16 protein-coding genes are annotated in these 14,483 nt (G+C 33.2%); all 16 read left to right on the plus strand.

All coding sequences use genetic code 11. The features are described from left to right. The first annotated feature begins 6 nt into the window (after nt 1-6). The 16 genes from kdpB (at nt 7) to ACJDUH_RS07125 (ending at nt 14,349) form a co-directional block, all read left to right on the plus strand. Nucleotides 7-2,016, plus strand: coding sequence for a potassium-transporting ATPase subunit KdpB (gene kdpB, locus ACJDUH_RS07050; RefSeq protein WP_406764443.1), 2,010 nt, complete (start codon nt 7-9; stop codon nt 2,014-2,016). A gap of 28 nt (nt 2,017-2,044) precedes the next feature. Beyond that, nucleotides 2,045-2,605 carry a potassium-transporting ATPase subunit KdpC gene (kdpC, locus tag ACJDUH_RS07055; RefSeq protein WP_406764444.1) on the plus strand — a complete coding sequence of 187 codons (561 nt, stop codon included), beginning with the start codon at nt 2,045-2,047 and terminating at the stop codon, nt 2,603-2,605. A 15-nt stretch (nt 2,606-2,620) separates the two neighbouring features. Beyond that, nucleotides 2,621-3,739, plus strand: a complete 1,119-nt coding sequence (gene kdpDN, locus ACJDUH_RS07060) for a KdpD-like non-kinase potassium sensor (protein ID WP_406764445.1) — start codon at nt 2,621-2,623, stop codon at nt 3,737-3,739. 96 nt (nt 3,740-3,835) lie between these two features. Then, a complete protein-coding gene (locus ACJDUH_RS07065) occupies nt 3,836-4,057 on the plus strand; it encodes a (2Fe-2S)-binding protein (RefSeq protein ID WP_406764446.1) in 222 nt (73 codons plus the stop codon). A 170-nt stretch (nt 4,058-4,227) separates the two neighbouring features. Then, on the plus strand, nt 4,228-4,812 hold the full coding sequence (locus ACJDUH_RS07070; RefSeq protein WP_406764447.1) for a hypothetical protein: 585 nt from the start codon (nt 4,228-4,230) through the stop codon (nt 4,810-4,812). A 90-nt stretch (nt 4,813-4,902) separates the two neighbouring features. Beyond that, nucleotides 4,903-5,496, plus strand: coding sequence for a Holliday junction branch migration protein RuvA (ruvA, locus tag ACJDUH_RS07075; RefSeq protein ID WP_406764448.1), 594 nt, complete (start codon nt 4,903-4,905; stop codon nt 5,494-5,496). 13 nt (nt 5,497-5,509) lie between these two features. Next, on the plus strand, nt 5,510-6,541 hold the full coding sequence (gene ruvB, locus ACJDUH_RS07080; protein WP_406764449.1) for a Holliday junction branch migration DNA helicase RuvB: 1,032 nt from the start codon (nt 5,510-5,512) through the stop codon (nt 6,539-6,541). A 93-nt stretch (nt 6,542-6,634) separates the two neighbouring features. After that, nucleotides 6,635-7,663, plus strand: coding sequence for a tRNA preQ1(34) S-adenosylmethionine ribosyltransferase-isomerase QueA (queA, locus tag ACJDUH_RS07085; protein WP_406764450.1), 1,029 nt, complete (start codon nt 6,635-6,637; stop codon nt 7,661-7,663). Nucleotides 7,664-7,681: 18 nt separating this feature from the next. Beyond that, entirely contained in the window at nt 7,682-8,818 is a 1,137-nt protein-coding gene (gene tgt / locus ACJDUH_RS07090; protein WP_406764451.1) for a tRNA guanosine(34) transglycosylase Tgt, read from the plus strand. A gap of 63 nt (nt 8,819-8,881) precedes the next feature. Then, nucleotides 8,882-9,184, plus strand: coding sequence for a preprotein translocase subunit YajC (yajC, locus tag ACJDUH_RS07095; RefSeq protein ID WP_406764452.1), 303 nt, complete (start codon nt 8,882-8,884; stop codon nt 9,182-9,184). A gap of 80 nt (nt 9,185-9,264) precedes the next feature. Next, nucleotides 9,265-9,633, plus strand: coding sequence for a TIGR04086 family membrane protein (locus tag ACJDUH_RS07100; RefSeq protein ID WP_406764453.1), 369 nt, complete (start codon nt 9,265-9,267; stop codon nt 9,631-9,633). Nucleotides 9,634-9,701: 68 nt separating this feature from the next. Next, nucleotides 9,702-9,839 (plus strand): six-cysteine ranthipeptide SCIFF, encoded by a 138-nt coding sequence (gene scfA / locus ACJDUH_RS07105; protein WP_406764454.1) that lies wholly within the window; start codon nt 9,702-9,704, stop codon nt 9,837-9,839. Between the two features lie 108 nt (nt 9,840-9,947). Further along, nucleotides 9,948-11,303: a thioether cross-link-forming SCIFF peptide maturase gene (gene scfB, locus ACJDUH_RS07110; protein WP_406764455.1), complete on the plus strand. Its 1,356-nt coding sequence runs from the start codon at nt 9,948-9,950 to the stop codon at nt 11,301-11,303. Between the two features lie 92 nt (nt 11,304-11,395). Then, the gene (gene secD, locus ACJDUH_RS07115; protein ID WP_406764456.1) at nt 11,396-12,661 is read left to right on the plus strand and encodes a protein translocase subunit SecD; all 1,266 of its coding nucleotides are present in this window, start codon (nt 11,396-11,398) and stop codon (nt 12,659-12,661) included. 1 nt (nt 12,662) lies between these two features. Then, the gene (gene secF / locus ACJDUH_RS07120; RefSeq protein ID WP_406764457.1) at nt 12,663-13,550 is read left to right on the plus strand and encodes a protein translocase subunit SecF; all 888 of its coding nucleotides are present in this window, start codon (nt 12,663-12,665) and stop codon (nt 13,548-13,550) included. A gap of 280 nt (nt 13,551-13,830) precedes the next feature. Continuing rightward, nucleotides 13,831-14,349, plus strand: a complete 519-nt coding sequence (locus ACJDUH_RS07125; RefSeq protein ID WP_406764458.1) for an adenine phosphoribosyltransferase — start codon at nt 13,831-13,833, stop codon at nt 14,347-14,349. Nucleotides 14,350-14,483 lie beyond the last annotated feature (134 nt).

A 14,483-nucleotide genomic window follows, 5' to 3' on the forward strand; every position in this document is an offset into this window, starting at 1 on the left:
GAGTAAATGAATAGAGATATAATAAAAAGCGCAGTAATTAATTCTTTTAAAAAATTAAATCCTAAAACTATGGTTAGAAACCCAATAATGTTTATAGTTGAATTAGGAGCAATACTTACACTGCTTGTAACTATTTTACCAAACTTATTTAAATCATCCCAAAGCTTTGGGTATAACTTAACAATAACTATAGTACTTTTTATTACTGTATTATTTGCAAACTTTGCAGAGTCTATTGCAGAAGGGAGAGGTAAAGCGCAGGCTGATACTTTAAAGAAAACTAAAAAAGATACTCAGGCAAGGCTTATCGACCAAAATGGAAATGTAAAAATGATAAGTTCTTCTGAGCTTGCAAAAGGTGATATAGTTGAGGTTTTAGCAGGAGAAGTAATACCTAGTGATGGGGAAATAATTGAAGGTATTGCATCAGTAGATGAGTCTGCTATCACAGGCGAATCAGCTCCTGTTATTAAGGAAGCAGGGGGAGACTTTAGTTCGGTTACGGGAGGAACAAAGGTTATAAGTAATTCTTTAAAAATTAAAATAACAGTTGGTGCTGGTGAATCCTTTCTTGATAAGATGATTAGCTTAGTTGAAGGAGCAGCGAGACTAAAAACTCCTAATGAATTGGCACTAAGTACACTTTTAATAAGCTTAACCATTATTTTTGTTGTAGTTGTTTGGACTCTTATACCTATAGCAAAGTTTGTGAATATAAATATTGATATTGCTACACTTATAGCACTTTTGGTTTGCTTAATACCAACTACAATTGGAGGACTTTTATCAGCTATTGGTATTGCGGGTATGGATAGAGTAACTAAGTTTAATGTCATTGCTATGTCTGGTCGTGCAGTTGAAGTAACAGGTGATATTAATTCAATGCTTTTAGATAAAACTGGAACTATTACATTTGGTAACAGAATGGCAGATGAATTTGTGCCTGTAGGAGGCCATACTCAAGAGGAAGTAACCTATTATGCACTTTTATCTTCCTTAAAAGATAGCACTCCAGAAGGACGTTCTGTGGTGGAGCTTTCGCATAAGCTTGGAGTAAAGGCAGAACAGGGAATAGAAGAAGGTGCGGAGATAATTGAATTTACTGCTGAGACTAGAATGAGTGGTATGAATTTTAAAAATGGCTTAGCAGTTAGAAAAGGAGCAGCAGCCGCAGTTATTGATTATGTAAAAGCCAATAATGGAAAAATTCCAGATGATTTAAACAGCGAAGTTGAAAGAATTTCAAAATTAGGTGGAACTCCATTAGTAGTAGTTAAAGAAAATGAAATTATGGGCGTTATTTATCTTAAGGATATAATTAAGCCAGGAATGCAGGATAGATTTAATCAGTTAAGAGCTATGGGAATAAAAACAATAATGGTAACAGGAGATAATCCTCTTACAGCTCAAACTATTGCAAGAGAGGCTGGAGTTGATGATTTTATAGCTCAAGCAAAACCAGAAGACAAAATATCTGAAATTAAGAAAGAGCAAGCACAAGGAAGACTTGTAGCAATGACCGGAGATGGAACAAATGATGCTCCAGCACTTGCTCAAGCTGATGTAGGGCTAGCAATGAATAGTGGAACTATGGCTGCTAAAGAAGCTGCTAATATGATAGATTTAGATTCGGATCCAACAAAAATTATAGAAGTAGTTGAAATAGGAAAACAGCTGCTCATGACAAGAGGTGCGCTTACAACCTTTAGTATAGCTAATGACGTAGCAAAATACTTTGCAATTCTTCCGGCTATAATGTCAGCTACACTTCCAGCCATAGGTGTGATGAACATTATGAGATTAGCATCTTCAAATAGCGCTATACTTTCTGCATTAATCTTTAATGCTGTTATTATACCAGCTTTAATACCTATAGCTATGAAGGGAATAAAATATAAACCAGCTTCAGCAAACAGGATATTAGCAAAGAATGTGTTTATATATGGAATCGGTGGAATAATAGCACCATTTGTTGGAATTAAGTTAATAGATATGATTGTACATTTATTTGTGTAATTTGTATTTATTGGAAAGAGGGATATTTATGAATGACTTAAAACATGGATTAAAGCTAACTTTAATTTTTATGATAATACTAGGTATAATATATCCTTTGACTATGACAGGAATTTCAAGTTTAATTTTTCCTGAAAAATCAAAGGGAAGCTTAGTGTATAATAATGGTGCTTTAATAGGCTCAACGCTTATTGGACAAAAATTTACCGATAGCAAATGGTTTCAAGGAAGACCTTCTGCTGTAGATTATAATGCCTCAAGTTCAGGGGGAAGCAATCTTTCAATGTCTAATCCTGAATTTAAGAAAGAAATTGATAAAAATATACAGGATTTTTTAAGTAAGAACCCAACTGTTAAAAAAGAAGACATTCCAGCAGATATAATTACAGCATCAGCTTCTGGCTTAGATCCTGATATAACTGTAGCTTCAGCAAGACTCCAAGCTGGAAGAGTAGCAAAGGCCAATGGACTATCTCTTGAAGAGGTAAATAAAATAATAGATAATAATATAAAAGGCAAATTTTTAGGCATCTTTGGAGAGGATACAGTTAATGTACTAACTTTAAATATGAAGTTATTAAATAAATAGATTTGAGGTGCTGTAATGTCTCAAAAAACTCCAGATCAGTTTTTAAAAGAAATAGAAAGAACCAATAAAGGCAGACTCAAGATATATATCGGTGCAGCCCCTGGTGTAGGCAAAACCTATCAAATGCTTCGAGATGCCCATGAGATGAGAGAAAGTGGAATTGATGTAGCTATTGGGCTTGTTGAAACCTACGGAAGAAAGGGCACTATTGAGCAAATAGGAGATTTGGAAATAATCCCACTTAAAGAGATAAATTATAAGAATGTTGCATTATTAGAAATGGATGTAGAAGCTATACTAAAGAGAAATCCTAAATTAGTAATAGTAGATGAACTTGCACACACCAATGTTCCTACCTCTAAAAATCAAAAACGATATCAAGATGTACTAGAAATAATAGACAATGGTATAAGTGTTATGACTGCCGTAAATATTCAGCACATAGAGAGTCTAAATGATTATGTAAATAGAATGACTGAGATAAAGGTTAGAGAGACTATACCAGATTCTATGTTAGACTTAGCAGACGAGGTAGAAGTCATTGATATTTCAATTGATGCTTTAAGAGACAGATTAAGGCAAGGAAAAATCTACAATAAAGACAAAATAGAAACTGCCTTAAATAATTTTTTTAGGGTTGGAAATCTTACAGCTCTTAGAGAATTAACTTTGAGAGAGGTAGCAAATGAAGTTGATGAACATCTTATGGAATATAAGAATGCAAAAAGTGTTGAAGGGCTGGTTGGCGCACAGGAAAAAATACTTGTTTGTGTTAATCTTAATTTTAATGCTGAATATCTTATACGAAGAGGATTTAGACTTTCTAAAATGCTAAAAGCCCCTCTTTCTATATTGTATGTAAAAAGCGAAGAATACACAGGTGAGAGGCTTAAAAAGCTGGATGAATTAAGTCAACTTTGCATAAAGTTTGGAGCTGAATTCAAAGTAATAACATCAGTTGATCCTGCCCTACCTATAATTGAATTCGCTAAGGAAAATGGAATAACTCAAGTAGTAATTGGTCAATCTGCTAGAACCAGAGCACATGAAATAATGAAGGGGTCTATAGTAAGAAAGATAATGAGAGGAACTAAATATGTGGATGTTTTAGTAGTGGCTGACCCTAGGGTTTAGTAATTTTATTTTATTGTGTTATAATGTATTAATAAATAGGCTATGTTTTAACATAGTCTATTTTTATAAAAGATAATAATAAAAGGAGATAAATATATGGAACAGAATTTAAACGAAGAAATTTTAGATAAATTAACCAAGGTATGCTTGTGTAAGGCAATACCAAGATCTACTATGAAGAAAGCCATTAGAAATGGTGCAAGAACAGTAAAAGAGGTCCAAGCAGCTACGGGCGCTGGCTCTGGTCCTTGCAACGGCAGACGCTGCACTCCAAAAATAGAGCAGCTTTTAAAGGATATGCTGGGGGAAGAACTTTAAAACAAATTACTAAGAGTAAAATAATCCAAAAGTAATAACATTTAAATTTTGAGGAATACTAAATATATTACAAATTAACTATAAATGTATAAAAAGTTTATTTGTGGACATAATACCTGTTAAATGAAAGAGATGTTTATCTTTTTTAAGTAATAAAATAGGAGGATATTATGTCTAAGAAAAAATTTTCATTATTAGTAATCCTAATGATAATTGCTTTTATAGGTATATTTGAAATAAGTTATAATATTGGATTTAAAAAATTAAATTCTTTGAATAATAATAGAGGACAGGGCCTTCAGTCAGCTAGTGATATAGATAAGTTAACCTTGAATTCAAATACTGAAAGTGTTATTTCATCAAACGCCAAAGTAACTCTTAAAATAGAGTATGAAAAAAGTGGTGATATTGACAGCAGAGAAATGATCACTTCAGATTTTGCTGGAAAAAGTAAAGACCAATTAGAAGCTCAAGGCTATGAGGTTGAAAGTATAACAAAAACCGAAGCTGTACTTCTTAAAAAGGTCAATGCCTATGCTCCAAATAAATATATTCTAGGAGTTAGTGGAAACTGTTTTGTAATATTTAAAACCGATGCCAATAGCAACTTATATATAGAAAATGAAAATTCTGATATTACTAATATTAAGGTTCCTACACAGGGAGACTATAATCTTCTAGTAAAAGGAAGTAAGAGTTTTCAGTTTAATACAAGAGAAGAAGCAGAAGAAAAACTTGGGGAGTTTAGCTCTTAACCCAAGTTTTTTTATTGAATAAAAACTTAGTTGATGGTAAAGTAATATATGAATTATATTATTTTTGCTTTTTTGGAAGGATGAATTAGGGTGTACGATTATATAAAAGGTGCTTTTGCAGGAGTTTACAAAGATTACATTGTTCTAGAAAATAATAATATAGGTTATAAGATTTTTACTTCAGGCACTACACTAGCTAATATGCCTGCTGTAAAGGATACTGTTACCCTATATATTCAGCAATTGGTAAGGGAAGATTTTATAGGCCTTTACGGTTTTCTAACAAGAGAGGAACTTACAATGTTTAATCTGCTTCTTGGCATCAATGGGGTAGGGGCTAAGGCTTCGCTATCCTTGTTATCAATAAGCAGTGTAAATAACTTAAAATATGCAATTCTAACTGGAGATGAAAAGAACTTAACCAGAGCACCTGGTATCGGCAAGAAAACTGCTCAAAGGATTATTTTAGAATTAAAAGATAAATTAAAGGGAGATAAGGATAACCTTAATTGTGGTAATGGAGCTGTAGAAATTGATGAGGATAATAAAATCAATGAAGCACTTGAAGCTCTAATTTCACTAGGCTATTCTGAAAAAGAAGCAGCTGCTGCCTTAAAGAAGGTTAATAAAGAGGAAGCTGTGGAGCTTATTATTAAAAACAGTCTAAAACAACTTTTAGGCTAAGGAGATTTGCTTTATGGAAGAAAGAATTATTACAGGAGTAAATATAGAAGAAGATAATGATATTGAATATAGTTTAAGGCCTAAAAGCTTACGGGAATATATTGGCCAGAGCAAGGTAAAGGAAAAGCTTAATATATTTATTGAAGCTGCAAAACTTAGAAATGAAGCACTAGACCATGTCCTTCTCTATGGTCCTCCAGGACTTGGAAAGACAACTTTAGCCAATATTATTGCTAGAGAAATGAAGGGAAACTTAAAGATAACCTCTGGCCCGGCTATAGAACGAGCTGGTGATTTGGCAGCAATACTAACAAGCTTAAATGATAATGATGTTTTTTTTATAGATGAAATACATAGACTAAATAGGGCTGTTGAGGAAATACTCTATCCTGCTATGGAAGACAATGCACTTGATATTGTTATAGGAAAGGGTGCCGCAGCGAAATCCATTAGGATTGATCTGCCTAAGTTTACTCTTATTGGAGCTACAACAAGAGTTGGCCTATTAACAGCTCCTTTAAGGGATAGATTTGGTGTCTTATGTTCAATGGAATTTTATGAGGATGCTGAGCTTAAAGAAATTATAACAAGATCTGCAAAAATACTTGAGGCGGGCATTGATGATGATGCTGCCTTGGAGATAGCAAGGCGATCAAGAGGAACTCCAAGAATAGCTAATAGGCTTTTAAAAAGAGTAAGAGACTATTCTGATGTAAAAGGTAATGGCTTAATTAATCTAAGCATTGCAAAGAGTGCTTTAGAGCTTTTAGAAATTGATACTCAGGGCTTTGACAGACTTGACAATAGAATACTTGAAGCCATAGTTGATAATTTTAATGGAGGGCCTGTAGGACTAGAAACCCTTTCCTACTTCGTTGGAGAAGAGTTAGATACTATAGAGGGTGTTTATGAACCTTATTTACTTCAAAAGGGCTTTATTATTAGAACTCCAAGAGGAAGGATGGCAACTGATAAAGCTTATAAGCACTTAAATAGAAGCAGAAATAAGAAATCTATGGAGCAATATTCCTTGTTTGATAAATAGAATACAAATATGCACAAAATCGCATATACTATTATTTATTATAAGTTTATATGGATTTTGGCTGCACAATTTACATAAGAGAAGGTGGCAATTTTGGAAGTAAAAGATTTTTATTTTGATTTACCTGAAGAATTAATTGCACAGCATCCAATTGAAAAAAGAGACGAATCCAGATTAATGGTTGTTGATAAAAATACTGGTGAAATTCATCATAAGATATTTAAAGATATAATAGATTACTTAAATCCAGGAGACTGTTTAGTGCTTAATGATACAAGAGTTATGCCTGCAAGACTTATTGGCTCAAAACAGGGCTCAGGAGGTAAAATTGAATTATTACTGCTTAGAAGAATAAATATAAATACCTATGAAACTTTAGTAAAGCCAGGGAAGAAGGCTAAAATAGGAACCATCTTCGAATTTGGAAATGGAGAATTAAAAGCAGAGATAATAGATATAGGAAAAGAAGGAAACAGAATAGTTAAGTTTACTTATGAAGGAATATTTGAGGAAGTATTAGATAGACTGGGGCAAATGCCTCTTCCTCCTTATATAAAGGAAAAACTTGTTGATAAGGAAAGATATCAAACAGTATATTCAAGAGAAGTAGGCTCAGCTGCAGCTCCTACTGCAGGACTTCATTTTACTGAAGAGCTATTAGGTAAACTAAGAGAAAAGGGTGTAAATTTAGCCTTTGTTACACTCCATGTTGGACTAGGAACCTTTAGACCAGTAAAAAGTGATAAGGTAGAAGAACACACTATGCATTCTGAGTACTACGTTATGAATAAGGAAACTGCAGAGGTAATAAATAAGGCTAAGGAAAGCGGGAAAAGGGTAATTGCTGTTGGAACCACTTCAAATAGAACTCTTGAAACCATAGCCGATGAAAATGGAAGAGTTAGAGAACAGTCAGGCTGGACAGATATATTTATTTACCCCGGCTATAAGTTTAAGATAGTAGATGCACTTATTACTAATTTTCATTTGCCTGAATCTACTTTAATAATGCTTGTTAGTGCATTTTCAAGCAGGGATATAATTATGAAGGCCTATAATGAAGCAGTAGAAAATAAATATAGATTTTTTAGTTTTGGGGATGCTATGTTTCTTAATAATTAATCAAAGGATGTGTATTACTTGTATAAATTACTTAAAAAAAGCGGCAAGGTGAGAAGGGGTGAGTTTGTTACACCTCATGGAACTATTCAAACTCCAGTATTTATGAATGTTGGAACATTAGCTGCAATAAAGGGTGCTGTATCCTCTATGGACCTTAAAGAAATAAACTGTCAGGTTGAGCTTTCTAACACCTATCATCTTCATTTAAGACCTGGAGATAAGATAGTAAATAAATTAGGCGGAATACATGAGTTTATGAATTGGGATAGACCAATTCTTACGGATTCAGGTGGATTTCAGGTATTTTCACTTGCTGACATAAGAAAGATTAAAGAAGAAGGAGTTTATTTCAGCTCACACATAGATGGCAGAAAAATATTTATGGGACCAGAGGAAAGCATGCAGATTCAAAGTAATTTAGCCTCTACCATAGCTATGGCCTTTGATGAGTGCATTCCAAATCCATCTCCTAAGGACTATGTCATAAATTCCGTAAATCGGACAACAAGATGGCTTGAGAGATGCAAGATCGAATTAGATAGGCTAAATACTCTTCCTGATACTATTAACAAAAAGCAGATGCTCTTTGGTATAAACCAAGGTGGAGTTTATGAGGATATAAGAATCGAGCATGCTAAGACTATTGCAAAAATGAATTTAGATGGCTATGCTATTGGCGGTCTTGCTGTAGGTGAGAGCCATGAAGAGATGTATAGAATTATTGATGCGGTAGTACCGCACCTTCCACAGGATAAACCTATATATTTAATGGGAGTAGGAACTCCAGAAAATATTTTAGAGGCTGTAGCAAGAGGAGTGGACTTCTTTGATTGTGTACTTCCTGCAAGAAATGGAAGGCATGGACACGTATTTACTAAATATGGTAAAATAAACATAATGAATGCACAATTCGAATTGGATAAAAGCCCTATTGATGAAGGCTGTGACTGTCCTACCTGCAGATCCTACTCAAGGGCCTACATAAGACATCTTTTTAAGGCCAAGGAAATGCTTGCAATGAGATTATGTGTTTTACATAACTTGTACTTTTACAATAAGCTTATGGAAGATATACGTAATGCCATTGATGGAGACTATTTTGAGGAATTTAAAGAGAAGAAGCTTTCAGAGTGGTCAAAAGGCAGAGATAAATAGTTTTTTAAATTACCATTAAGCGTAAGCTTGATATAAAAAAAATTACGAAAGGAGGATGTAAATATGGCAAGTATATTACAATCACCTATAATGTATTTTGTAATAATGATAGCTCTTTTTTATCTTTTTATATTCGTTCCAGAAAACAAAAGAAAAAAGAAGTATAGTTCAATGCTTAATAGCCTCAAAGTCAACGATGAAATTACAAGTCGTGGTGGAATTGTTGGTAAAATAGTAACTATACAAGAGAAATTTGTAATTCTAGAAACTGGACCTGACAGAGTGAGAATTAAATTAGATAAAAATGGTATTTCTCATGTTATGAGTTCAAAAGAACCAGAAGCTGTAGAAACTAAAGAAAATTAATCATAAAACATCTCCTTCATACATACATAATAGTATGTATAAAAGAGATGTTTTATTATTTTTTGGAGGTGCTCTCTATTTTGGAAGAAATCAAAAAGAATTACGTGTACATAGGAAAAGGTGTGTTAAGAGGCTTAATTGTAACACTAGTAATAGCATTTTTACTGGCCTTAATTCAGACCTATAGCAGCATAGGGGAAAGTGCTTTATCAATATGTATCTTACTTACCAGTATGATTAGCATTATATACGCTTCAATTTATTCTGCAAAGAAAATAAATAACAGAGGATGGTTAGTTGGGCTTTTAACTTCTGTTTTATATATTTTAATAATATACATAGCTGCTTTTGTTTGGGGAAAAGAAGCAATAAACATAAGAGACTTATGGAGGGTAATGCTGGCTATAGCTACAGGTATACTCTCAGGAATGCTGGGAATAAATCTATAAAACACTTTATTTTGCATTACAACTATGTTATAATTTTCATGGAATGATTTAGGAATGGAGGAATTGAAATGAAACATATAACAACAATAAACAGAAGCAATATTAAGGATAGCTTAAAGAAGCCTGGCTGCAAGGAATGTGCAAATTCATGTCAATCAGCTTGTAAAACTTCTTGCACAGTTGCTAACTTAGCTTGCGAAAATTAATATAATACCAAGCAGTAACTAATGTTACTGCTTTATATTTATTATTAAAGAGTATATTATAATATTAATATATATAATTTTACCAGATGCCACAGGAGGAGAAAACAATTGTCATTAGTTCATAAATTTACTCAAGGAAATGATTTTTATGTAATAGACGTAAATTCAGGAGTTGTACATGCTGTTGATGAACTGGTATATGATCTATTAGATGAAAATAATCTAAAGGAAAAAGAAGAAGTATTAAATTTAAATAAATATGCTAAAGAAGAAGTAGATGAGGCATATAATGAGCTCAAGGAGCTTATTGATAATGAACTTTTATATACAAAAGACCTTTATGAGGAAATCGCCTTAAATGATAAATCCAAGTCCTTTGTAAAAGCTCTTTGCTTAAATGTAGCTCATGACTGCAATTTAAGATGTAAATACTGCTTTGCAGATGAAGGTGAATACAAAGGCTGCAGAAAGCTTATAACTACAGAAGTTGGAAAGAAAGCAATAGATTTTGTTATTAAAAATTCCGGCCCTAGAAAAAATATTGAAATAGACCTATTTGGCGGAGAGCCTTTAATGGTATTTAATACTATAAAGGAAATTGTTGATTACGCTAGGGAGCAGGAAAAAATACATAATAAGAACATCAGATTTACTATGACCACAAATGCAACACTTCTTAATGATGAAATAATGGAATATATTGATAAGCAAATGGGAAATATAGTATTAAGCATTGATGGAAGAAAAAGCGTAAATGATAAGGTAAGAGTTCGAGTTGACGGCAGCGGAAGCTATGACAAGATTCTTCCAAAGATTAAGGCTATGGTGGAAAAGAGAGATAAATCAAAGCAGTACTATGTGAGAGGTACCTTTACAAGAGAAAATACTGACTTTTTTGAAGATGTAAAACACTTTGCAGACTTAGGCTTTGATGAGGTATCAGTAGAACCTGTAGTTCTTCCTTCTGATCATGAGTTATCTCTAAGAGAAGAGGATTTACCTGTTATTTTTAATCAATATGATAAGCTATATGATTACTTACTGGAAAAACGTAAGGCTAATGAAAACTTTAAGTTCTATCATTTTAACATCGATCTTCAAGGAGGACCTTGTGTATATAAGAGAATATCAGGCTGCGGAGCTGGACACGAGTATCTTGCCATAACTCCAGATGGAGATATTTACCCCTGCCATCAGTTTGTAGGTAATGAAGATTTTAAGATGGGAAGTATATTTGAAGAAGGTTATGACGATTCAATATCTGACACCTTTAAGAAGGCTCACATTTACAATAAACCTACATGTAAGGAATGCTGGGCAAGATTTTACTGCAGTGGCGGCTGTCAAGCAAACAATTTTAACTTCAATGGTGATGTTCACATTCCCTATGAGCTTGGCTGCAAGATGCAGAAAAAGAGAATAGAATGTGCCATAGCACTAAAGGCAAAGGAAATGGAAGAATAGGACATATTTAACCAAAGTTGACTATATTTTGAAAAGGTAATATAATTAACTCTAAGAACGTAAGCGATGAAAGTATACGAAGGGGGATAAAGATGAAATCAAAAGGGAAAAGTACAGCAACATTTTTAGCTATTATTCTTGTTATTTTCTTTTTAGCCTATAGTGGTATTAAGGGTCTTGTAATTGGTGACTATAGGATAAAGCCATTTTCAGAAACAATAAACAGAGGACTTGATCTTCAAGGCGGAGTTTCTGTTTTAATGGAGATACAAGGAAATAAGCCATCTTCTGCTGATTTAGATAGAACAATTCAACTTCTATCATTAAGAATTAATACGATGGGAGTTAGCGAAACTTCAATAACAAAAGAAGGTTCTAGAATCAGAATAGACATACCAGGAAAATTCGATACTAAACAGGTAATAGACACAATAGGAAAACCTGGTATTTTAACATTCAAAGGTCCTGATAATGTTGACATCTTAACGGGTAAGGAAGATGTAAAAGATGCAACTGCTATGATTGATCAAACTGGTCAGCCAATTATAAGTTTGGAATTAAATGATTCTGGAAAAAAGAAGTTTGCTGATGCAACTGCAAAATTTATTGGTCAGCCAATATCTATATATATGGATGATACTTTAATAAGCAGCCCTACAGTTCAAGCGGTAATTACTGATGGTAAGGCTCAAATTACTGGAAGTAAGGATATAGCTGCGGCTAAAAATACTGCAAGTATAATAAAATCCGGAGCACTTCCTGTAACCTTAAAAACAGCTTCTGTAAATGTTGTTGGTCCAACACTTGGAGCTAATGCTATGCCTCAGAGTATAAAAGCTGGAGAAGTTGGTATTGGAATAGTATTTTTATTTATGCTGTTATATTATAGAATACCAGGTCTTTTAGCAAATATATCCCTAGTGCTTTACATGATATTATTACTAGCTTGTTTCTCAGTTATTGGAGCTACTTTAACCCTTTCAGGTATTGCAGGCTTCCTGCTTACTGTAGGTATGGCCGTAGATGCCAATGTACTTATAATTGAAAGAACAAAGGAAGAGCTTAAGGCTGGAAAATCACCAAAGTCAGCTATAGACGCAGGCTTCCATAGGGCAATGTCCTCTATTATAGACTCAAATCTTACTACTATAATTTCTGGAATAGTGCTTTACTCACTAGGGTCAGGAACAGTTAAAGGTTTTGCTCTTACCCTGATTATAGGTGTACTTTTAAGTATGTTCACTGCAATAACCTTCACAAAGGCTATGACAAAACTAGCAGTTAGTATGGGCTGGTTTAGCAAGAAGTGGACTATAGGAACTTTCGGAGTACATGACATGAGAAGGGGTGTGAAATAAAATGCTTAAGATAATTGAGAAGACCTGGCTGTGGTTCACAATTTCAATAGTCATTATCGTTATAGGCCTTGGAGGGTTAGCTGTTAGAGGTCTTGATTTTGGAATAGATTTTAAAGGCGGTACAATTATTAGAGTTAATATGGAAAAAGACTTTACGAAGTCAGATGTAGATGCGATAATACAAAAATATGATAAACAGGCCTTAACCAATAAGTCAACACCAGAAGGAAGCACTGCTCCTGAACTTGAAATTAAGAGCAACAGCTTAACTGGTGAGCAAATCGCCAATATGTTTAGTGATATAAAGGATAAATATAAACTTAAGGACAGTGATTTAATAAGCCAGGATAATGTTGGAGCATCTATAGGTAACGAATTAAAGCAAAAAGCTGGATTGGCACTTATTATAGCAACAATTGCTATGCTTATATATATAGGCATAAGGTTTGAATTTAACTTTGGAGTAGCTGCTATTATTTCATTAGTACATGATGTACTTATAACCCTTGGAGTATATGCGTTATTTAAAGTACCAGTGGATTCTGCCTTTATTGCAGCAATGCTAACTGTAATTGGATACTCCATCAATGATACTATAGTTGTATTTGATAGAATTAGAGAAAATCAAAAGTACATGAAGAAGAACGACTTTACAGCACTTGCTAATGCAAGTATAACTCAAACAATGACTAGATCTATAAATACTGTATTAACTGTTTTAATTACTATAACTGCAGTATATATATTTGTACCTTCAGTTAGAAACTTTGCTTTTCCTCTAATAATAGGAATAGCTTCAGGTTGTTATTCTTCAATATTTATAGCTAGTCCTTTATGGGTACTTCTAAAGAAAAGAAAGAAAAGAGCTTTAGCAAGCAGCCCAGCATAATAAAGAACAAATAGAAACCATATCATTAAAACAAATGGCAGGCACAGGAGTTATTATTTTACTTAATAACTCCTGTACCTGCCATTATTATTTTATTAAAAGCTTGAAAATTACTGAACAATTAATGTATAATGTATAAGTATTATTTGAATAATAAATTAAGTGAATTACTACAATAACTTAGACTCAGAAAATTTTAATAGCGCACAAAATATTTATACTATAAAATAATATTCGTAAATTACCTAAAAGGACAAAGTTTTCAAAGGGGGAACTAAAAGTGGATTTAAAAGAAAAAATAAGAGTTATAGAGGACTTTCCAAAGGAAGGAATTAGCTTTAAGGATGTTACCACAATTCTTGAAGATGGAGAAGCATTAAAATATACTATAGATACTATAGCTGCTCATTTAAAGGACAAAAATATTGATGTAGTAGTTGGACCAGAAGCTAGAGGTTTTTTATTTGGAGCTCCAGTAGCTTATGCATTAGGAGTTGGCTTTGTACCAGTAAGAAAACCTGGAAAACTTCCATTTGATACTATAGGTGTAAGCTATGATTTAGAATATGGCAGTGACGAGTTAGAAATTCACAAGGATGCCATACTCCCAGGTCAAAGAGTTGCTATTGTAGACGATTTGCTGGCAACAGGGGGAACAATCGGCTCTGTAGCAAAGCTTGTTGAACAAGTTGGCGGGGTTGTAGCTTCAATAGATTTTGTTATTGAACTTACCGGCCTAAATGGTAGTGATAAATTAGCAGGACATGATATATTATCCTTAGTAAAATATGAGTTTTAATTAGCTTAAAAAAAACCAAATTTCAATATTTATTATGGTTCTGTATCTGATAATGAAATTCAATTTTTAAATTGCAAATTTCTACATAATATTATATAATATTAGTAAAAATAACGGCTGGTTGAATTAACCAG

Origin of the sequence: Candidatus Clostridium radicumherbarum (assembly GCF_045310525.1) — a bacterium.
In the GTDB taxonomy this organism is placed as follows: Bacteria; Bacillota; Clostridia; order Clostridiales; family Clostridiaceae; genus Clostridium_AT; species Clostridium_AT radicumherbarum.